General features: G+C 70.3%; 17 protein-coding genes. 9 read left to right on the top strand and 8 right to left on the bottom strand.

From position 1 onward, the window contains the following. Positions 1 to 2: 2 nt before the first annotated feature. Together sufB and AQI95_RS21490 are read right to left on the bottom strand one after the other, a co-directional pair. Positions 3 to 1424: a Fe-S cluster assembly protein SufB gene (sufB, locus tag AQI95_RS21495; protein ID WP_067125879.1), complete on the bottom strand. Its 1422-nt coding sequence runs from the start codon at positions 1422 to 1424 to the stop codon at positions 3 to 5. Then, positions 1421 to 2155 carry a helix-turn-helix transcriptional regulator gene (locus AQI95_RS21490; protein ID WP_067125877.1) on the bottom strand — a complete coding sequence of 245 codons (735 nt, stop codon included), beginning with the start codon at positions 2153 to 2155 and terminating at the stop codon, positions 1421 to 1423. The genes sufB and AQI95_RS21490 overlap by 4 nt, the downstream gene beginning before the upstream one ends. 183 nt (positions 2156 to 2338) lie before the next feature. On the opposite strand from AQI95_RS21490, the gene AQI95_RS21485 reads away from it, so the two are divergent. The 4 genes from AQI95_RS21485 (at position 2339) to AQI95_RS21470 (ending at position 6014) form a co-directional block, all read left to right on the top strand. Beyond that, entirely contained in the window at positions 2339 to 3154 is an 816-nt protein-coding gene (locus AQI95_RS21485; protein ID WP_067125874.1) for an AAC(3) family N-acetyltransferase, read from the top strand. A gap of 31 nt (positions 3155 to 3185) precedes the next feature. After that, the gene (locus tag AQI95_RS21480) at positions 3186 to 4160 is read left to right on the top strand and encodes an ABC transporter ATP-binding protein (RefSeq protein WP_244188804.1); all 975 of its coding nucleotides are present in this window, start codon (positions 3186 to 3188) and stop codon (positions 4158 to 4160) included. After that, positions 4160 to 4936: an ABC transporter permease gene (locus tag AQI95_RS21475; protein WP_067125871.1), complete on the top strand. Its 777-nt coding sequence runs from the start codon at positions 4160 to 4162 to the stop codon at positions 4934 to 4936. Before AQI95_RS21480 ends, AQI95_RS21475 begins: the two co-directional genes overlap by 1 nt. Before the next feature lie 67 nt (positions 4937 to 5003). Beyond that, entirely contained in the window at positions 5004 to 6014 is a 1011-nt protein-coding gene (locus AQI95_RS21470) for a COX15/CtaA family protein (RefSeq protein ID WP_067125868.1), read from the top strand. A gap of 74 nt (positions 6015 to 6088) precedes the next feature. On the opposite strand, the gene AQI95_RS21465 is transcribed toward AQI95_RS21470, so the two are convergent. The 3 genes from AQI95_RS21465 to AQI95_RS21455 form a co-directional block, all read right to left on the bottom strand. Continuing rightward, on the bottom strand, positions 6089 to 7195 hold the full coding sequence (locus tag AQI95_RS21465; protein ID WP_067125866.1) for an amidohydrolase family protein: 1107 nt from the start codon (positions 7193 to 7195) through the stop codon (positions 6089 to 6091). Positions 7196 to 7287: 92 nt separating this feature from the next. After that, positions 7288 to 7608 (bottom strand): hypothetical protein, encoded by a 321-nt coding sequence (locus AQI95_RS21460; protein WP_067125862.1) that lies wholly within the window; start codon positions 7606 to 7608, stop codon positions 7288 to 7290. A 92-nt stretch (positions 7609 to 7700) separates the two neighbouring features. Further along, complete coding sequence (locus AQI95_RS21455; protein WP_067125858.1) at positions 7701 to 8657, bottom strand: heme o synthase; 957 nt, start codon at positions 8655 to 8657, stop codon at positions 7701 to 7703. Between the two features lie 380 nt (positions 8658 to 9037). Between AQI95_RS21455 and tkt the strand changes: the two genes are divergently transcribed. Genes tkt through pgl form a run of 5 tightly spaced genes read left to right on the top strand, consistent with a single transcriptional unit; the run spans position 9038 to position 15666 of the window. Then, the gene (tkt, locus tag AQI95_RS21450; RefSeq protein WP_067125855.1) at positions 9038 to 11125 is read left to right on the top strand and encodes a transketolase; all 2088 of its coding nucleotides are present in this window, start codon (positions 9038 to 9040) and stop codon (positions 11123 to 11125) included. Between the two features lie 33 nt (positions 11126 to 11158). Beyond that, on the top strand, positions 11159 to 12277 hold the full coding sequence (gene tal, locus AQI95_RS21445) for a transaldolase (RefSeq protein WP_067125852.1): 1119 nt from the start codon (positions 11159 to 11161) through the stop codon (positions 12275 to 12277). 1 nt (position 12278) lies between these two features. After that, positions 12279 to 13817, top strand: coding sequence for a glucose-6-phosphate dehydrogenase (zwf, locus tag AQI95_RS21440; RefSeq protein WP_067125849.1), 1539 nt, complete (start codon positions 12279 to 12281; stop codon positions 13815 to 13817). Further along, positions 13814 to 14887, top strand: coding sequence for a glucose-6-phosphate dehydrogenase assembly protein OpcA (gene opcA, locus AQI95_RS21435; protein WP_067125846.1), 1074 nt, complete (start codon positions 13814 to 13816; stop codon positions 14885 to 14887). The genes zwf and opcA overlap by 4 nt, the downstream gene beginning before the upstream one ends. Next, positions 14884 to 15666 carry a 6-phosphogluconolactonase gene (gene pgl / locus AQI95_RS21430; RefSeq protein ID WP_067125843.1) on the top strand — a complete coding sequence of 261 codons (783 nt, stop codon included), beginning with the start codon at positions 14884 to 14886 and terminating at the stop codon, positions 15664 to 15666. Before opcA ends, pgl begins: the two co-directional genes overlap by 4 nt. A 48-nt stretch (positions 15667 to 15714) precedes the next feature. On the opposite strand, the gene AQI95_RS21425 is transcribed toward pgl, so the two are convergent. The 3 genes from AQI95_RS21425 to AQI95_RS21415 are packed head-to-tail and all read right to left on the bottom strand — an operon-like array spanning position 15715 to position 19245. Further along, positions 15715 to 16554 carry a carbohydrate ABC transporter permease gene (locus tag AQI95_RS21425; RefSeq protein ID WP_067125841.1) on the bottom strand — a complete coding sequence of 280 codons (840 nt, stop codon included), beginning with the start codon at positions 16552 to 16554 and terminating at the stop codon, positions 15715 to 15717. Between the two features lie 10 nt (positions 16555 to 16564). After that, the gene (locus AQI95_RS21420) at positions 16565 to 17917 is read right to left on the bottom strand and encodes an ABC transporter permease (protein ID WP_067125838.1); all 1353 of its coding nucleotides are present in this window, start codon (positions 17915 to 17917) and stop codon (positions 16565 to 16567) included. A gap of 2 nt (positions 17918 to 17919) precedes the next feature. Further along, positions 17920 to 19245, bottom strand: a complete 1326-nt coding sequence (locus AQI95_RS21415) for an ABC transporter substrate-binding protein (protein WP_067125836.1) — start codon at positions 19243 to 19245, stop codon at positions 17920 to 17922. Positions 19246 to 19307 lie beyond the last annotated feature (62 nt).

Genomic DNA, 19307 nt, shown 5'->3' with positions numbered 1-19307 from the left:
GCTTAGCCGACCGCGCCTTCCATCTGGAGCTCGATCAGCCGGTTGAGCTCGAGGGCGTACTCCATGGGCAGTTCCTTGGCGATGGGCTCGACGAAGCCGCGCACGATCATCGCCATCGCCTCGAACTCGGAGAGACCGCGGCTCATCAGGTAGAACAGCTGGTCCTCGGAGACCTTGGAGACGGTCGCCTCGTGGCCCATGGACACGTCGTCCTCACGGACGTCGACGTAGGGGTACGTGTCCGAGCGGGAGATGGTGTCGACCAGCAGCGCGTCGCAGAGCACGTTGGACTTGGAGCCGGCGGCACCCTCGCCGATCTCGACGAGTCCGCGGTAGGACGTACGGCCGCCACCGCGGGCCACCGACTTCGACACGATGTTGGACGAGGTGTTCGGCGCCATGTGGACCATCTTGGAACCGGCGTCCTGGTGCTGGCCCTCGCCCGCGAAGGCGATGGACAGGGTCTCGCCCTTGGCGTGCTCGCCCATCAGGTAGACGGCCGGGTACTTCATCGTCACCTTGGAGCCGATGTTGCCGTCGATCCACTCCATGGTCGCGCCCTCGTACGCCACGGCGCGCTTGGTGACCAGGTTGTAGACGTTGTTCGACCAGTTCTGGATGGTCGTGTAGCGGCAGCGGGCGTTCTTCTTGACGATGATCTCGACGACCGCGGAGTGCAGCGAGTCCGACTTGTAGATCGGGGCGGTGCAGCCCTCGACGTAGTGCACGTAGGCACCCTCGTCGACGATGATCAGGGTCCGCTCGAACTGGCCCATGTTCTCCGTGTTGATGCGGAAGTAGGCCTGGAGCGGGATCTCGACGTGCACGCCCTTCGGCACGTAGATGAACGAGCCACCGGACCACACGGCCGTGTTCAGCGCGGCGAACTTGTTGTCACCGGCCGGGATGACCGTGCCGAAGTACTCCTTGAAGAGCTCCGGGTGCTCCTTCAGCGCGGTGTCGGTGTCCAGGAAGATGACGCCCTGCTCCTCCAGGTCCTCACGGATCTGGTGGTAGACGACCTCCGACTCGTACTGCGCGGCGACGCCGGCGACCAGGCGCTGCTTCTCGGCCTCCGGGATGCCCAGCTTGTCGTAGGTGTTCTTGATGTCCTCGGGAAGGTCCTCCCAGGACTCCGCCTGCTTCTCCGTGGAGCGCACGAAGTACTTGATGTTGTCGAAGTCGATGCCCGAGAGGTCCGAGCCCCAGTTCGGCATCGGCTTCTTCTCGAAGAGCTTCAGGCCCTTCAGGCGCAGCTTGGCCATCCACTCCGGCTCCGACTTCTTGCCGGAGATGTCGAGGACGACCTCCTCGTTCAGGCCGCGCCTGGCGGAGGCACCGGCCACGTCGGAGTCGGCCCAGCCGTATTCGTACGTGCCCAGGCCCTCCAGCTCAGGGTGGGCAGTCTCCGTGGGGAGAGTCATGCGGGGTTCCTCCCGGCCGTGCTTGCAGGTGCGTCAGTGGAAATCTTGGGGATGAACGTCGTGCAGACGCCGTCGCCGTGCGCGATGGTCGCCAGTCGCTGGACGTGGGTCCCGAGCAGCTCGGCGAAGATCTCCGTCTCCGCCTCGCACAGCTGTGGGAACTGCTCCGCGACATGGGCGACCGGGCAGTGGTGCTGGCAGAGCTGCTCGCCGACCGGTGCGCTGCGCGCCGTAGCAGCGTACCCGTCCACGCTCAAGGCCTTGGCCAGCGCTTCGGCGCGCTTGTCCGGGGTGACGGCCTCGATCGCCTTGCGGTAGGCACTGGCCTGGGCCGTGATCCGGGCGCGGGCGAAGGCGGTGACGGCCTCGGCGCCGCCGCCCTGCTCGGCGATCCAGCTCAGCGCGTCCGTGGCGAGCTTGTCGTAGGACTGGTCGAAGGCGTCCCGGCCGCAGTCGGTGAGCGCGAAGACCTTGGCGGGCCGGCCGCGGGTGCGCGCCCCGTACACCCGCTGCTCCCGCGCTTCCACGACGTCGTCGGCGACCAGTGCGTCCAGGTGGCGTCGGACGGCTGCCTGGGTCAGGCCCAGCCGGCCGGCCAGTTCGGCGACGGTCGACGGGCCGTGGTCCAGGATGGAGCGCGCGACGCGGTTGCGCGTGGAGCGCTCACCGGTCGCGAGTTCCTCCTGCGGGGCCCCCAAGGGGGTCTCCCGAGCCTCGCCGACGTTTTTCACAACGCCATTGTTGCGTAATTCCTCCGAGCCTGACAAGCGCCGTGCGGATCAACGAGCGGTGCCCTGCGTCACTTAGGCATACCTAATGTGACCTGCGGAAACGATCTTTGATCGATCATTCCCCACCCCTGTGAACAGGCAATTCGGTAGCGCCGAGCACCCTTGTCGACAAGACTCCGGACCATGCCCACACCCCCTCCGACCGGCCCTCTCGTCACCCGGGACGACATCTCCACCCAGCTGCGCCTGCTGGGCGTCGAAACCGGGGAGACCCTCCTCGTCCACACCTCCCTCAGCTCCCTCGGCTGGGTCAACGGAGGCGCGGTCGCGGTCGTCCAGGGGCTCCTCGACGCCCTCGGCCCGTCGGGCACCCTGGTCGTCCCCGCCCAGTCCGGCGATCTGTCCGACCCGGCGGTGTGGGGAGACCCGCCGGTGCCCGAGGGCTGGTGGGACCGGATCCGGGCCACCATGCCGCCCTACGACCCGCTGACCACCCCCACGCGCGGGGTCGGCGTGGTCCCGGAGACCGTGCGGACCTGGCCCGGCGCCGTGCGCAGCGCGCACCCGCAGACCTCCTTCGCGGCCGTCGGCCCGCACGCGCGCGCGATCACCGACGGCCATGCCGTCGACTGCCGGCTCGGCGAGCACAGCCCGCTGTCCCGGCTGGAGAAGGTGGGCGCCCGGGTCCTGCTGCTGGGCGCGGGCTACGCCGCCTGCACCGCCTTCCACCTGGCCGAGTACCGGATACCCGCGCCGCGCGTGGTGGTCGGCAGGCCCGCCCCCGGCGGCGGCTGGGAGAGCGTGATCGAGGTGTCGATCAGTTCCGACCGGTTCGAGGAGCTGGGGCACGACTTCGAGCGGGACCGGACTGTCGTGCGGGGCACGGTGGGCGCGGCGCGGGCGCGGCTGTTCCCGGTGGCGGACGCGGTGGCTTACGCGCAGCGGTGGCTGCCCCTGCACCGTCCCCGTGAGGAGGAGATCTCCCACCCGCCCGTCTGAACGGCTCGGTCCCTCCCTAGACTCTGGGTCCATGCGAAGTGAGCCCGCCCACCCGTCTCCCGACCACCACCCCTCGACGAGACGCTTCGCGCCGCACCCGCTCATCGAGATCCAGGCCCTGGTGAAGCGGTACGGCACGAAGACCGCGGTGGACGGCCTCGACCTCGTGGCCGAGGCGGGTGTGACCGCCGTGCTCGGCCCCAACGGGGCGGGGAAGACGACCACGGTCGAGACCTGCGAGGGGTACCGGAAGCCGGATGCCGGCACGGTGCGCGTCCTGGGCCTCGACCCGGTGCGCCAGTCCGCCGAGCTGCGTCCCCGTATCGGTGTGATGCTCCAGTCCGGCGGCGTCTACTCCGGCGCCCGCGCGGACGAGATGCTGCGGCACGTCGCCAAGCTGCACGCGCATCCGCTGGACGTGGACGCGCTGATCGAACGGCTCGGGCTCGGCTCCTGCGGCCGCACCTCCTACCGCCGGCTCTCCGGCGGCCAGCAGCAGCGGCTCGCGCTCGCCATGGCCGTCGTCGGACGCCCGGAGCTGGTCTTCCTGGACGAGCCGACCGCCGGGCTCGACCCGCAGGCCCGCCGGGCCACCTGGGACCTGGTGAAGGACCTGCGCGCCGACGGCGTCTCCGTGATCCTCACCACGCACTACATGGAAGAGGCCGAGCAGCTCGCCGACGACGTCGCGATCATCGACGGCGGCAAGGTCATCGCCCAGGGCTCCCCGGAGGAGCTGTGCAAGGGCGGCGCCGAGAACACCCTGCGCTTCACCGGCCGCCCCGGCCTCGACGTGGGCTCGCTGCTCAAGGCGCTTCCGGCCGACTGCACGGCCGCCGAGCTGACCCCGGGCAGCTACCGGGTCGTCGGCAAGGTCGACCCGCAGCTGCTGGCCACCGTCACCTCCTGGTGCGCCCAGCACGGGGTGATGCCGGACCGGATCTCGGTGGAGCGGCACACGCTGGAAGACGTCTTTCTCGAGCTCACCGGCAAGGAGCTGCGCTGATGACCACCGCCGCAACGGGCACCCACTCCCCCGCGCCGGGGGCCGCGCCACTGCCCCGCATGATCGCCGCCCAGGCGGCCCTGGAGACCAGGATGCTGCTGCGCAACGGCGAGCAGCTGCTGCTGACGGTCGTCATCCCGACCCTGCTGCTGGTGCTCTTCAGCTCGGTGGACATCGTCGACACCGGCAAGGGCAAGGCGGTGGACTTCCTCGCCCCCGGCATCCTGGCCCTCGCGGTCATGTCGACGGCTTTCACCGGGCAGGCCATCGCGACCGGCTTCGAGCGCCGCTACGGCGTGCTCAAGCGGCTCGCCTCCTCACCGCTGCCCCGCTGGGGCCTGATGGCCGCCAAGACGGTGTCCGTGCTGGTCACGGAGGTTCTCCAGGTGATCCTGCTGACGGCGATCGCGTTCGCGCTGGGCTGGTCCCCGCACGGCAACCCCGCCGCCGTCCTGCTCCTCCTCGTCCTCGGTACGGCCGCCTTCTCCGGGCTCGGTCTGCTGATGGCGGGCACCCTGAAGGCGGAGGCCACACTGGCCGCCGCCAACCTGGTCTTCCTGCTGCTGCTCGTCGGCGGCGGCGTCATCGTGCCGCTGGACAAGTTCGGCTCGGCCGGCCAGCACGTGCTGGGCCTGCTGCCGATCTCCGCGCTCTCGGACGGCCTGCGGGACGTGCTTCGGGACGGGGCCGGGACGCCCTGGGGCGACCTGGGGATCCTCGCGGTCTGGGCGGTCGTCGGGCTGGCCGCCGCGGGAAGGTTCTTCCGCTGGGAGTGAGCGGGAGCGGCGCGACGGGCACGGGAGCGGGGACCCTCGTGAACACGTGCACAAGCGGCGGCCTACGATGGTGCGCGTGCCAAAGCTGAACACCGCCGATGCCGCAGCGGCCCTGCGCAACCCGCTCGCCTTCATCGCCGACCGCTGGACCCCGCACCCGAGGACCGTCCGGCGGGCGGCCCTCGCCGCGCTCGTCATGTCGGTGGTCATCGTCGTCACCGGCGGTGCCGTCCGGCTGACCGGCTCGGGCCTCGGCTGCCCGACCTGGCCCGAGTGCACCGACGGCTCGCTGACGCCGACGACCGCGCTGAGCTACCACAGCGCCATCGAGTTCGGCAATCGCATGCTGACGTACGTGCTGTGCGCCGCCGTCGGCTGGGCGATCATCGCCGCCCGCTCCGAGAAGCCGTACCGGCGCAGCCTGACCCGGCTGGGCTGGGCGCAGTTCTGGCTCGTGATGGGCAACGCGGTCCTCGGCGGCATCGTGGTGCTCGTCGGCCTCAACCCGTACACCGTCGCGGCGCACTTCCTGCTGGCGACCGCGCTGACCACGGTCGCCGGGGTGATGTGGCAGCGCACGCGCGAGGGCGACGGCGCGCCGCGGCCCCTGGTCGGCAAGGCCGTGCAGCAGCTGGTGTGGTTCCTCGTCGTCGCCTCCGTGCTGCTGATCGCGATCGGCACGGTCGTCACCGGAGCGGGCCCGCACGCGGGCGACTCCAGCGACGTCAAGCGCATTCCGATCGACTGGGAGACGGTCGCCAAGCTGCACTCGGTGCTGGCCTGGATCGTGGTGACGCTGACGTTCGCGCTGTGGTTCGTCCTCAAGGCGGTCGACGCCCCCAGGGGGCCGCTGGACCGCACCCGGGACCTCTTCGTGATCCTGCTCTCCCAGGGCGTCATCGGCTACATCCAGTACTTCACGCACCTGCCCGAGGTGCTCGTCGGTCTCCACATGCTCGGCTCGTGCCTGGTGTGGATCGGCGTCCTGCGGGTGCTGCTGTCGCTGCGCGAGCGCCCGGAGGCCGGCGTGGACCTGCCCGGCCCCTCGGCCGCGGTGACGGTGGGCACGCGCGCGTGAGCCGCGTCCTCGTCCGTACGCGGTGACGGGCGAGTCGGTCGCGGGGCCCGGGTGGCCCCGCCGGCCGACTCGGATCATCCGAGCCCGTACACGCGGCGCGCGTTGTCCGCCGCGACCATCCGGGCCACCCGCTGGGCGTCCTCCAGGCACCACGCGCCCTCGGCGACCCAGCCGCCCAGGACCCGGCCCAGCGCCTCGCGGAACAGCCGGGCCCCGACGACATGCAGTTCGGGCAGGCCGTGCGCGCCGGTGGAGAAGAGGATCTTGCCGAAGGGGGCCAGCTCCAGGATCTCGGCGAGGACGGTGGCCGCGCGGGCGCCGGTGCGCACGAGTGCGGCACCGGAGTCGGTGTAGACGTGCGGGAAGACGCCGGCCAGATGGGCGGCGTGGCGGTGGTACGGGTAGCCGTGCAGCAGGATCAGATCCGTGCCGAGGCCGGCCGTGGCCCGCACGAAGTCGGTGAGCAGCACGGGGTCGGTGCGGTCGATGCGGGAGCCCGGCTCGCCGAGCCCCGCGTGGAGTTGGAGCGGCAGGCCCGAGGCGACGGCGATCCACAGCAGATGCCGCAGCAGCACGGGATCGGTGAGTGCCCCGCCGACCCGCCGCCCGGCCAGCCAGCGGCCGGCCACGCCCCGCACCTCCCCCGGCCCCGGCGGTTCGGGCGCGAGTGCCAGGCCGTGTCTGAGGCCCGCGACGGAGGTGAAGGCGACGGCGTTCGCGGCGGCGCCGTGCACGGACTCGGCGAGGTTGGCCAGGAAGGACTCGACGGTCCCGGAGGTGTCGGCGACCTGCTCCGCGAGCAGTTCGAGCCGGATGATCTCACGGGCCTGGGCGGCACCGGCCTGGGCCATCTCGCCGGGGCCGGTGAGGTCGCCGGGCAGCCCGGTGTCGACCAGGTACGTCGTGATGCCGCTGCCGCGCAGCAGCCTGCGTCCCGCTTCCAGTACGCCCAGTTCACGGCGCTGCGCGAGATAGCGGGCGGGCGGGCAGTGCGGTTCCAGGCCGAGCAGGGGCGGGCACCAGCGCCGTACGGCGAATCCCGTCTGGGTGTCGAAGAGCGTGGTGCCGGGCGCCGGTGGGCCCTCGGTGCGGGCGAGTTGGGTCTCGAAGGTGCCGAGGCCCAGCTCGGTCCGCAGTACGCCGTGGCAGTACTGGTCCACGAGGGACGGCGTTTCGATCATTCCGGCTCCCCGTGAGGACGCGTGGGCGCGGCGCTGGCTTACACGTCCTAACGGGTGAACGGGGTTCGAGGTCGCGGTTTCGCTCTCGCCGCTCAGCCGCCGAGCTGGATGCCGGCCATGCGCTTCCACTCGTACGGCCCCGTCTTCACCTTGGCCGCGAACTCCCCGTCGAAGGACTCGTGGACGGTGATGCCGGACTTCTCGACGGCCTTCTGGGCGATCTCGGTGCTGGGAGCCACCAGGTCGCCCCAGCCGCCGTCCTCGCCGACGAGGACGATCCGGGCGCCGCGCTCGCCGATGTGGGCCACCTGGCCCTCCGCACCGCCGTGCGCCTTGGCGAAGGCGCTGATCCGGTGGGCGAGCCGGGCCACCGTGCGCTCGGCCTTGGGGTCAACCTGCTGCGTGTCTGCCATGGCCAGGATGCTACCGACGAGTAGATCAAACGGCGACGGGAGGGGTGCGTGGCCTTGACCACGCGCCCCTCCCGTCGGGGAAAAAAGGGGGGTCAGCGCAGGAACGGGTCGACCGCGACCGCGACGAAGAGGATCGACACATAGGTGATCGACCAGTGGAAGAGCCGCATCTCCTTCAGCTTCGAGCCGGTCACCTCGGCCTTCGCCCGGTTCTGCAGGCCGTGTGCCTCCCAGAGCCAGAAGCCGCCGGCCGCGAGGGCGACCACCGTGTAGAGCCAGCCGGTGTAGCCGAGCGGGGTGGGGAGCAGCGAGACCAGGACCATCACCCAGCTGTAGATGACGATCTGCCGGGCGACGACCTTGTTGGAGGCGATGACCGGGAGCATCGGCACGCCCGCGCGCGCGTAGTCCTCCTTGACCTTCATGGACAGCGGCCAGTAGTGCGCCGGCGTCCAGAAGAACATGACGAGGAAGAGGATGATCGGCGCCCAGGACATCGAGTTCGTGACCGAGGACCAGCCGATGAGGACCGGGAGGCAGCCGGCGATGCCGCCCCACACGATGTTCTGCGACGTACGCCGCTTGAGGAGCATCGTGTAGACGACGACGTAGAAGAGGAGCGCTCCGAGCGAGAGCCAGGCGCTCAGCCAGTTGACGGTGAAGCCGAACAGCAGCGTCGAGACGACCGCGAGGGTGATGCCGAAGGCGAGGCACTCGGGCGGGCTGACCATGCCGGTCACCAGGGGCCGCTGCGAGGTGCGGTCCATCAGGGCGTCGATGTCCCGGTCGATGTACATGTTCAGCGCGTTGGCGCCGCCGGCGGAGAGGTAGCCGCCGACGCAGGTGAGCAGGACCAGCTTCAGGTCCGGCACACCCTGCTGCGCCAGGAACATCACCGGAACGGTGGTGATGAGCAGCAGCTCGATGATTCGCGGCTTGGTCAGCGCCACGAACGCCTTGACACGGGCCCCGAACGGCCGGTGAACCGGGCCCTGGCTCGCACCACCCAGCACGCCCGCTGGACGTGATTCGACGGCCGTCACGCACACCCCTGACAGAGACATCCCAGCAAGCCTCCCCGTGTGAAGCACCGGTAAAGGCTCGCGCGTACCACGCCACTTTAGACGTTGCCCATACCCCGGCCTTCGCGGGGGTGGGGTCGTGTTGGCGCACGTCCCATCCGAGGGCTTCCACCCCTCGTTTGAGCGGTCAGATGAGCGCATCCGTATTCAAGTGCCAAATGGCGTGTCGGCCAGTCGGGAGGCGGATCGCACAGACTCCCGGCACTCTGGAATGAGTCGAAAAAACGCACGTCTTTACGGGGGTAGGCTCGGCAGCGGCCGGTGGGCGCCAAGCACGCCGGCGGCCGGGTGCGGGCGTATGCCCCGACGACCGGCGACCGACATGTGGAGAGGAGCCCTGACCCAGGGTGAGCACCAAGCCGACCACCACAGACCTTGAGTGGACCGACCTGGACCAGCGGGCCGTGGACACCGCCCGCGTACTGGCCGCCGACGCCGTACAGAAGGTCGGCAACGGCCATCCCGGTACGGCGATGAGCCTGGCTCCGGCCGCCTACACCCTCTTCCAGAAGGTGATGCGGCACGACCCCGCCGACCCCGAGTGGGTGGGGCGCGACCGCTTCGTGCTGTCCGCCGGCCACTCGTCCCTGACCCTCTACACCCAGCTCTACCTGGCCGGCTTCGGCCTGGAGCTGGAGGACCTGGAGTCCTTCCGCACCTGGGGTTCGAAGACCCCGGGCCACCCGGAGTACGGGCACACCAAGGGCGTCGAGACCACCACCGGCCCGCTCGGCCAGGGTGTCGCCAACTCGGTGGGCATGGCGATGGCCGCCCGCTACGAGCGCGGGCTGTTCGACCCGGACGCGCCGCAGGGCGACTCCCCCTTCGACCACTTCATCTACTGCATCGCCGGTGACGGCTGCCTCCAGGAGGGCATCTCCGCCGAGGCCTCCTCGCTCGCCGGCCACCAGAAGCTCGGCAACCTGATCCTGCTGTGGGACGACAACCACATCTCGATCGAGGGCGACACGGAGACGGCCGTCTCCGAGGACACCGTCAAGCGCTACGAGGCCTACGGCTGGCACGTGCAGCGCGTCGAGGCCCAGGACGACGGCGACCTGGACCCGGCCGCCATCTACGACGCCGTTCAGAAGGCCAAGGCGGTCACCGACCGGCCGTCCTTCATCGCGATGCGCTCGATCATCGCCTGGCCGGCCCCGAGCGCCCAGAACACCGAGGCCGCGCACGGCTCGGCGCTGGGCGAGGAGGAGGTCGCGGCCACCAAGCGCGTCCTCGGCTTCGACCCCGACAAGCACTTCGCCGTCGAGGACGAGGTGATCACCCACACCCGCAAGGCCCTGGAGCGCGGCGCCCAGGCGAAGGCCGAGTGGGAGAAGTCCCTGCAGCTGTGGCGGGACGACAACCCGGAGCGGGCCGCCGAGTTCGACCGCATCGGCAAGGGCGAGCTGCCCACCGGCTGGGAGGAGAAGATCCCGGTCTTCGAGCCGGGCAAGGGTGTCGCGACGCGTGCCGCCTCCGGCAAGGTGCTGCAGGCGCTCGGCGCGATCCTCCCCGAGCTGTGGGGCGGCTCGGCCGACCTCGCCGGGTCGAACAACACGACCATCGACAAGGAAAGCTCCTTCCTGCCCGAGGGCAACCCGCTGCCCGAGGCCAAGCCCTACGGCCGCACGATCCACTTCGGCATCCGCGAGCACTCCATGGGCGCCGAGATGAACGGCATCACGCTGCACGGCAACACCCGTGTGTACGGCGGTACGTTCCTCGTCTTCTCCGACTACATGCGCAACGCGGTACGTCTGTCGGCCCTGATGCACCTGCCGGTGACGTACGTGTGGACGCACGACTCCATCGGCCTCGGCGAGGACGGCCCGACCCACCAGCCCGTCGAGCACCTGGCCTCGCTGCGCGCGATCCCCGGTCTGAACGTCGTCCGCCCGGCGGACGCCAACGAGACCGCGATCGCCTGGCGCGAGATCCTGGGGCGCTACACCAAGGAGTTCGGCAAGGGCCGGCCGCACGGCCTCGCCCTCACCCGCCAGGGCGTGCCGACGTACGAGCCCGACGAGAACGCGGCGAACGGCGGCTACGTCCTGTTCGAAGCCGAGGGCGGCGAGCCGCAGGTGGTCCTGATCGCCACCGGTTCCGAGGTGCACGTGGCCGTCGAGGCGCGCGAGCAGCTGCAGGCCGAGGGCGTTCCCACGCGTGTCGTGTCGATGCCGTGCGTCGAGTGGTTCGAGGAGCAGGACCAGACGTACAAGGACTCCGTGCTCCCGCCGTCCGTCAAGGCCCGGGTGGCCGTCGAGGCGGGGATCGGGCTGACCTGGCACCGCTACGTCGGGGACGCCGGCCGCATCGTTTCCCTGGAGCACTTCGGTGCTTCCGCCGACGGCAAGGTGCTCTTCCGCGAGTTCGGCTTCACTGCCGAGAACGTGGCTGCCAAGGCCCGGGAATCCATCGCCGCCGCCCGGCGCTGACGCTCATATACGACACGTAGGAGATGTAATTCCATGACAGACGCACTGAAGCGCCTCTCCGAGGAAGGCGTCGCGATCTGGCTGGACGACCTGTCGCGCAAGCGGATCACGTCCGGCAACCTCGCCGAGCTGATCGACGATTCGCATGTCGTGGGCGTCACCACGAACCCGACGATCTTCCAGAAGGCGATCAGCGGCGGCGACGGCTACGAGCAGCAGCTCACGGACCTCGCCGCCCGCAAGGTCACCGTCGACGAGGCCATCCGCATGATCACGACGGCGGACGTCCGCGACGCCGCCGACATCCTGCGCCCGGTCTTCGACGCCACCGGCGGCCAGGACGGCCGGGTCTCCATCGAGGTCGACCCGCGCCTCGCCCACAACACCAGGGCGACCGTCGCCGAGGCCAAGCAGCTGGCCTGGCTGGTGGACCGCCCCAACACCCTGATCAAGATCCCGGCGACCAAGGCGGGTCTGCCGGCGATCGCGGAGACGATCGGCAACGGCATCAGCGTCAACGTCACGCTGATCTTCTCCCTCGAGCGCTACCGCGCGGTCATGGACGCGTACCTGACCGGTCTGGAGAAGGCGCGCGAGAAGGGTCTCGACCTGTCGCTGATCCACTCCGTGGCGTCCTTCTTCGTGTCCCGCGTGGACACCGAGATCGACAAGCGCCTGGACGCCCTCGGCACCCCGGAGGCCAAGGCGCTGCGCGGCAAGGCCGCCCTCGCCAACGCGCGCCTCGCCTACCAGGCGTACGAGGAGGTCTTCTCCACCGACCGCTGGAAGGCGCTGGAGAAGGCGGGCGCCAACAAGCAGCGTCCGCTGTGGGCGTCGACCGGCGTGAAGGACCCGGCGTACAAGGACACCCTGTACGTCGACGACCTGGTGGCGCCGAACACGGTCAACACCATGCCGGAGGCCACCCTGGAGGCCACCGCCGACCACGGGCAGATCACCGGCGACACCATTCGCGGCACGTACGAGCAGGCCCGTGCCGAGCTCGACGCGCTCGAGAAGCTCGGGATCTCGTACGACGACGTGGTCCAGGTGCTGGAGGACGAAGGCGTCGAGAAGTTCGAGGCGTCCTGGAACGACCTGCTGAAGTCGACCGAGGCGGAACTCAAGCGCCTCACCCCCTCGGAGGGCTGATTTGTCACCCCTTTCCGGTTCCGGAGCGAACCCGCTTCGTGACCCGGCCGACCGACGGCTCCCGCGCATCGCGGGGCCGTCAGGTCTGGTCATCTTCGGTGTCACGGGCGACCTGTCCCGCAAGAAGCTGATGCCCGCGGTGTACGACCTCGCCAACCGAGGTCTGCTGCCGCCGGGCTTCTCGCTGGTGGGCTTCGCCCGCCGCGAATGGGCGAACGAGGACTTCGCACAGGAGGTCCACGACGCCGTCAAGGCGCACGCCCGCACTCCCTTCCGTGAAGAGGTCTGGCAGCAGCTCATCCAGGGGATGCGCTTCGTCCAGGGCACCTTCGACGACGACGACGCCTTCGAGCGGCTGCGCTCCACCATCGAGGAGCTGGACAAGGCACAGGGCACGGGCGGCAACTTCGCCTTCTACCTTTCGGTGCCGCCGCGCTCCTTCCCGGTGGTCATCCAGCAGCTGAAGAAGCACGGGCTGGCCGACCAGACCGGCGGCTCCTGGCGGCGCGCCGTCATCGAGAAGCCGTTCGGGCACGACCTGAAGTCGGCCGAGGAGCTGAACAAGGTCGTGCACGAGGTGTTCGAGCCGGACCAGGTGTTCCGGATCGACCACTACCTCGGCAAGGAGACCGTCCAGAACATACTGGCGCTGCGCTTCGCCAACACCATGTTCGAGCCGATCTGGAACCGGTCCTTCGTGGACCACGTACAGATCACCATGGCCGAGGACATCGGCATCGGCGGCCGCGCCGGCTACTACGACGGCATCGGCGCCGCCCGTGACGTCATCCAGAACCATCTGCTCCAGCTCATGGCTCTCACGGCCATGGAGGAGCCCGCCTCCTTCGGCGCGGACGCGCTGGCCGCCGAGAAGGAGAAGGTGCTCGGCGCCGCCCGGCTGCCGAAGGACCTGGGCAAGTCGACCGTGCGCGGTCAGTACGCGGGCGGCTGGCAGGGCGGCGAGAAGGTCATCGGCTACCTCGAAGAGGACGGCATCGACCCGAAGTCGAAGACCGACACCTACGCGGCCATCAAGGTGGAGATCGACAACCGCCGCTGGGCGGGCGTCCCCTTCTATCTGCGCACCGGCAAGCGCCTCGGCCGACGTGTGACGGAGATCGCCGTCGTCTTCCAGCGGGCCCCGCACTCCCCCTTCGACCACACGGCGACGGAGGAGCTGGGCCAGAACGCGATCGTCATCCGCGTCCAGCCCGACGAGGGCATCACGGTCCGCTTCGGCTCCAAGGTGCCCGGCACCTCGATGGAGATCCGGGACGTCTCCATGGACTTCGCCTACGGCGAGTCCTTCACGGAGTCCAGCCCGGAGGCCTACGAGCGGCTCATCCTGGACGTGCTGCTGGGCGACGCCAACCTCTTCCCGCGCACGGAAGAGGTCGAGCTGTCCTGGAAGATCCTCGACCCGATCGAGGAGTACTGGGACAGGCACGGCAGGCCCGCACAGTACAAGTCGGGCACCTGGGGCCCCGCCGAGGCGGACGAGATGCTCGCACGAGACGGACGGAGCTGGCGCCGGCCATGAAGATCGACCTGACCGACACCACCGCCGGCGACATCAACAAGGCGCTCGTGCAGGGCCGCCGCGACATCGGTACCCCCGCCGTCGGCATGGTCCTGACCCTCGTCATCGTCACCGACGAGGAGAACGCCTACGACGCGCTGAAGGCCGCCAACGACGCGTCGCGCGAGCACCCCTCGCGCACGCTGGTGGTCATCAAGCGGGTCTCCCGCTCCCCCCGCGACCGTACGACGTCCCGGCTGGACGCCGAGGTGCGGGTCGGCGCGGAAGCGGGCACCGGCGAGACGGTCGTACTGCGGCTGTACGGCGAGGTCGTCGACCACGCCGACTCGGTCGTGCTGCCGCTGCTGCTGCCGGACGCACCGGTGGTCGTGTGGTGGCCGGTGAACGCCCCGCTGGACCCGGCGAAGGACCCGCTCGGCGCGCTCGCGCAGCGCCGGGTCACCGACACCTACGCCGCCGAGCAGCCGGTGCGGGAGCTGTCCGCCCGCGCCGCGGCCTACACGCCCGGCGACACCGACCTGTCCTGGACCCGGATCACGCCGTGGCGTTCGATGCTCGCGGCGGCCCTGGACCAGGTCACCTGTGAGGTGAAGGCCGTCGAGGTGGAGGGCGAGGAGTTCAACCCGAGCTGTGAGCTGCTGGCGATGTGGCTCGCGGAGCGGCTGGACGTCCCCGTCAAGCGCCTGCTGTCGTCCGGTCCCGGTCTCACGGCAGTCCGGATGAACACGAGCTGCGGCCCGATCGTGCTGGACCGCGCGGACGGTTCGCTGGCCACGCTGTCCATCGAGGGCCAGCCGGCCCGCGCCGTGGCGCTGAAGCGGCGGGAGACCGCCGAGCTGATCGCGGAGGAGCTGCGCCGGCTCGACCCGGACGACACCTACGCCTCGGCGCTGCGCTACGGAGTGGAGCGGCTGAACACCGCACCGGAGCCGCAGTCCACGGCCGCCGAGCCGGAGCCGCTGGAGGAAGCGGCCGAGGAAGCGGCGGCAAAGACGGCGAAGGCACCGGCGAAGAAGGCCTCGGCCAAGACCGCGAAGAAGGCACCGGCGAGGAAGGCGGCGGCGAAGTGAGCACTCCGCAGCTGGTCGTCCACCACGACAAGGAGCTGATGGCGCAGGCCGCCGCGGCCCGCCTGATCACGAAGATCGTGGACGCGCAGGCCTCCCGGGGCACCGCGTCCGTGGTCCTCACCGGCGGCCGCAACGGCAACGGCCTGCTGGCCGCGCTGGCGGCGGCGCCCGCACGGGACGCCATCGACTGGGCCCGCCTCGACCTGTGGTGGGGCGACGAGCGCTACCTGCCCGAGGGCGACCCGGAGCGCAATGTCACGCAGGCCCGCGAGGCCCTGCTGGACTCCGTACCGCTGGACCCGGAGCGCGTGCACGCCATGCCCGCCTCCGACGGCCCGTACGGCACGGACGTCGACGCGGCCGCCGAGGCGTACGCGGCGGAGCTGGCGAAGGCGGCAGGGCCGGAGAACCACGGCCCGGTGCCCACCTTCGACGTGCTCATGCTGGGCGTCGGCCCGGACACCCACGTGGCCTCGCTCTTCCCCGAGCTGCCGGCCGTACGGGAGACCGAGCGCACCGTGGTCGGCGTGCACGGCGCGCCCAAGCCGCCACCGACCCGGATCAGCCTGACCCTTCCGGCGATCCGCTCGGCGCGCGAGGTGTGGCTGCTCGCCGCCGGCGAGGACAAGGCGGAGGCCGCGGCCATCGCCCTGTCGGGCGCCGGCGAGATCCAGGCGCCGGCGGCGGGGGCGTACGGCCGCTCCCGGACGCTGTGGCTGCTGGACTCGGCGGCAGCTTCGCAGCTGCCCCGGTCGCTGTACCCGCCGGCTTCGCCGTGAGGCCGAACCACCTGTAGCGGCGGCGGGAACTCCGGTTCCCGCCGCTTCTCATTTCACCGACCCCGCCATCACGCCCTGCACGAAGTGCCGCTGGAAGGCGAAGAACACGACCACCGGCACGATCAGGGACAGGAACGCGCCCGGCGCCAGCACGTCGATGTTGCTGCCGAACTGCCGGATCTGGGACTGGAGTTCCACGGTCAGCGGCTGGGAGGAGCTGTCGGCGAAGAGCAGGGCGACGAGCATGTCGTTCCAGACCCACAGGAACTGGAAGATCGCGAGTGAGGCGATCGCCGGGCGTCCCACCGGCAGCACCAACCGGGTGAAGATGCGCCACTCGCTGCCGCCGTCCATCCGCGCCGCCTCCAGCATCTCCTTCGGCATCTCCGCGAAGTAGTTGCGCAGCAGGAACACGGCGAAGGGCAGTCCGTAGGCCACGTGGAACAGCACGACGCCGGGGATCGTGCCGAACAGGCCGAGCGCGCCGAAGAGTTTGGCCACGGGCAGCAGTCCGATCTGGACCGGCACCACCAGCAGGGCCACCACCAGCAGGAAGAGCGGCTCGCGGAGCGGGAAGTCCAGCCAGGCGAAGGCGTATCCGGCGAGGGCCGCGATGACCACGACGAGCGTCGTGGCCGGTACCGAGATCAGGACCGTGTTCCAGAAGGCCTGGGTCATGCCGGAGTTCTTCAGCAGCGCCGTGTAGTTGTCGAAGGACAGTCGGCCGGGGCTGGCCAGCGCCGTCCACCAGCCGCCCTTCGCGGTGTCCTGCGCCGAGCGGAGCGAGGAGAGGAACAGGCCCGCCAGCGGGGTCAGCCAGACCAGGCCGATCACCACCAGGAAGGCCTGCACCAGGCCGTTGCCCAGGCCCCGCCTGATCGCGTTCATCGCTGACTCCTCATCGTTGGCTGTTGCGGAAGCGGCGGACGTTGAACACCATCGCGGGGATCACCAGGAGCAGGAGCAGCACGCCGAGGGCGCTGCCGAGGCCCTGGTTGTTGCCGCCGCCGAAGGAGACCAGCCACATCTGTGTGGCCAGCACCGTGGCGTCCTCCTGCACCGGTCCGGGCGCGATGATGTAGACGAGGTCGAAGACCTTCATCACATTGATCACGAGGGTCACGAAGACCACGGTGAGCACGGGTGCGAGCAGCGGCACGGTGATCCTTCGGAAGATCTGCCACTCGTTCGCGCCGTCCATCCGCGCGGCCTCCAGCGCGTCCCGGGGCAGGGCGGACAGCCCCGCGCCGATCAGGACCATCGCGAAGCCGGTCCAGATCCACAGGTAGGCGCCGATGATCGCCGGGGTGACGAGTGTCGGTCCGAGCCAGGAGACGCCCTGGTAGGGCGGGGCGAAGTTCGATTCCGGGAGTTTCACGGTGTACGGGCCCGCGTGCAGCCCGGAGAACGTGAAGGAGCCGTCGGCGGCGGTCGTCGTGCTCGCGACCGTGCCGCCGTCCCGTACCGCCTCGACCTTCATGCCGGGCAGCCCGCTCTCCTTCGGGTCGACCTTGCCCTGCCTGCCGCCCCCGCCGGGGGTGAAGTCCAGGTAGACGACACCGCGCACCTCGCCGGACGCGGCCTTGCGGCCGGCCGCCGGGGCCGCGGGCGAGGTGTTCCGGGGCAGGTCCTTGGGCAGCACGCCGACCATCGGGAGTGTCACCGAGTGGCCGGCGGAGGCGGTCATGCGGTACGAGCCGTCCCGGTCCTCGGTGAGCAGGCCCTCGCGGCCGCGGGCCGTCGGGTAGGACGACGTGCCCGTGAAGGCGTCGTGGACGGAGACGACGGCCGCGTTCAGCACGCCCTTGTCCGGGTCCTCGTCGTAGGCGAGTCGGAAGATGATGCCGGCGGCGAGGAAGGAGACCGCCATCGGCATGAAGAGCAGCAGCTTGAACGCGGTGGCCCAGCGGACCTTCTCCACCAGGACGGCCAGGATCAGGCCGAGGCCGGTCAGCAGGGCCGGGGCCACGACCACCCAGATGGTGGTGTTGCGGACGGCCTTCAGGGTCGCCGGGTCGCGGAACATCTCGGCGTAGTTGTCGCCGCCCACGAACCGGGTGCCGGAGGCGTCGAAGAAGCTGCGGCCGACGGAGAACAGCACCGGGTAGACGACGAGCGCGCCGAGCAGGAGCAGCGCCGGGAAGACGAAGAGCAGGGCGACCAGCCGGGCGGGCCGCCGGCCGCGGCGCCCGTGCGCCGCGCCGGTGGCCCGCGGGGCCGCCTGCTGTTTCACAACAGTGGTCGTTGTCATGGTCAGTCCTGGTAGGCCTTGGCCGCGGCGGACTCCAGTTGTGCGGCGGTCCCCTTCGGGTCCGAGGGGTCGCGCAGGAAGTCCTGCAGGAGCTTCCACTCCCCCGCCCCCTTGGTGCCGCCGAAGGCCGCCGGGGCCTGGTCGGACATGTCGAAGCGGACCGAGTCACCGGCCGAGACGAGGGACTTGGCGGTGGCGCGGGAGACGTCGTCGCCGTACGAGGAGAGGTCGAGCTTCTTGTTCGGGGAGAGGAAGCCGCCCGCCTTGGCCCAGACGGCCGCGGCCTCGGGGGTGGCCAGGTACTCCAGGAGCTTCATGCCGGCCTTGGCGTTCTTGCCGTCCTTGAGGACGACCGCGGCGTCACCGCCGCTGACGACCGGTGCGGTGCCGCCGCCGACCGCCGGGAACGGGAAGAAGTTCGCGTCCTTGCCGATGGCCTTGCCGAACTGGTCGTGCGCGACACCGGCCACGAAGTCGCCCTCGTAGACCATGCCGGCCTCGGGCCCCGGCCCGAACACCTTCTCCACCGAGCCCGGGAAGTCGGTGTTCAGGGCCTCCTTCTGGCCGCCCGCGATCAACTGCTTGTCCTTGAACAGCTTGCCGAGGGTGGTGAGCGCCTCGACGACGCTCGGGTCGGTCCACTTCAGCTTGTGGGCGGCGAGGGCGTCGTACTTCTCGGGTCCGGCCTGGGAGAGGTAGATGTTCTCGAACCAGTCGGTGAGGGTCCAGCCGTCCTGGCCGGCGACCGCGAAGGCGGCGAGCCCGGAGTCGGAGACCGTGTGCCCGGCCTTCAGCATCGCGTCGTACGTCTTCGGCGGCTTGACCCCGGCCTGGGCGAGGGCGGCGGGGCTGTACCAGACGGTCGACTTGTGGGCGGCCTTGAAGTACAGGCCGTACAGGGTGCCGCCGACGCTTCCGTACTTCTTCCACACGGGGGCGTAGTCGGCGGTGATCGTCGCTCGCGCGGTCGGTGAGAGCGGCTCGAGCCAGCCCTTCTTCGCGAACTGGTCGAGGACGCCGACCTGCGGGACCATCACCACGTCGGGCGCGTTGCCGCCCTCGATCTTGCTGCCGACGACGGTGGAGACGTTGTCGCCGGTGGACACGAACTGGGTCTTGGCGCCGGTCTTCTCGGTGAAGGCGTCCAGCACCTTCTGGAAGTTCTTCTGTTCGCTGCCGGACCAGACACCGGCCACCGTGACGGTCTGGCCGTCGAGTGCCTTGTCGCCGCCGCCCGCGGAGACCGGTCCGCCGCCGCAGGCGGTGGCGCCGAGCGCGAGGGCGAGGGCGGTGCAGCTCGTGAGCAGGGTCGTGCGTCGTCGCATCATCGTTGACGGACCTTTCGGTCGAGGGGAGTTGACGAGGTGGGTTGACGAGATGGGTTGACGGG

The sequence above is a fragment of the Streptomyces yokosukanensis genome (assembly GCF_001514035.1).
Lineage (GTDB): Bacteria > Actinomycetota > Actinomycetes > Streptomycetales > Streptomycetaceae > Streptomyces > Streptomyces yokosukanensis.
The sequence above is the reverse complement of the archived record's forward strand: the minus strand, read 5'-3'. Positions and strand labels throughout refer to the sequence as shown.

Coding starts and splice junctions, on each gene's coding strand:
- tal (WP_067125852.1), top strand. CDS start 11,159: ATGACAGACGCACTGAAGCGCCTCTCCGAGGAAGGCGTCGCGATCTGG.
- AQI95_RS21460 (WP_067125862.1), bottom strand. CDS start 7,608: ATGGCAGACACGCAGCAGGTTGACCCCAAGGCCGAGCGCACGGTGGCC.
- AQI95_RS21465 (WP_067125866.1), bottom strand. CDS start 7,195: ATGATCGAAACGCCGTCCCTCGTGGACCAGTACTGCCACGGCGTACTG.
- AQI95_RS21470 (WP_067125868.1), top strand. CDS start 5,004: ATGGTGCGCGTGCCAAAGCTGAACACCGCCGATGCCGCAGCGGCCCTG.
- AQI95_RS21480 (WP_244188804.1), top strand. CDS start 3,186: ATGCGAAGTGAGCCCGCCCACCCGTCTCCCGACCACCACCCCTCGACG.
- AQI95_RS21425 (WP_067125841.1), bottom strand. CDS start 16,554: ATGAACGCGATCAGGCGGGGCCTGGGCAACGGCCTGGTGCAGGCCTTC.
- AQI95_RS21485 (WP_067125874.1), top strand. CDS start 2,339: ATGCCCACACCCCCTCCGACCGGCCCTCTCGTCACCCGGGACGACATC.
- sufB (WP_067125879.1), bottom strand. CDS start 1,424: ATGACTCTCCCCACGGAGACTGCCCACCCTGAGCTGGAGGGCCTGGGC.
- AQI95_RS21420 (WP_067125838.1), bottom strand. CDS start 17,917: ATGACAACGACCACTGTTGTGAAACAGCAGGCGGCCCCGCGGGCCACC.
- AQI95_RS21475 (WP_067125871.1), top strand. CDS start 4,160: ATGACCACCGCCGCAACGGGCACCCACTCCCCCGCGCCGGGGGCCGCG.
- opcA (WP_067125846.1), top strand. CDS start 13,814: ATGAAGATCGACCTGACCGACACCACCGCCGGCGACATCAACAAGGCG.
- AQI95_RS21415 (WP_067125836.1), bottom strand. CDS start 19,245: ATGATGCGACGACGCACGACCCTGCTCACGAGCTGCACCGCCCTCGCC.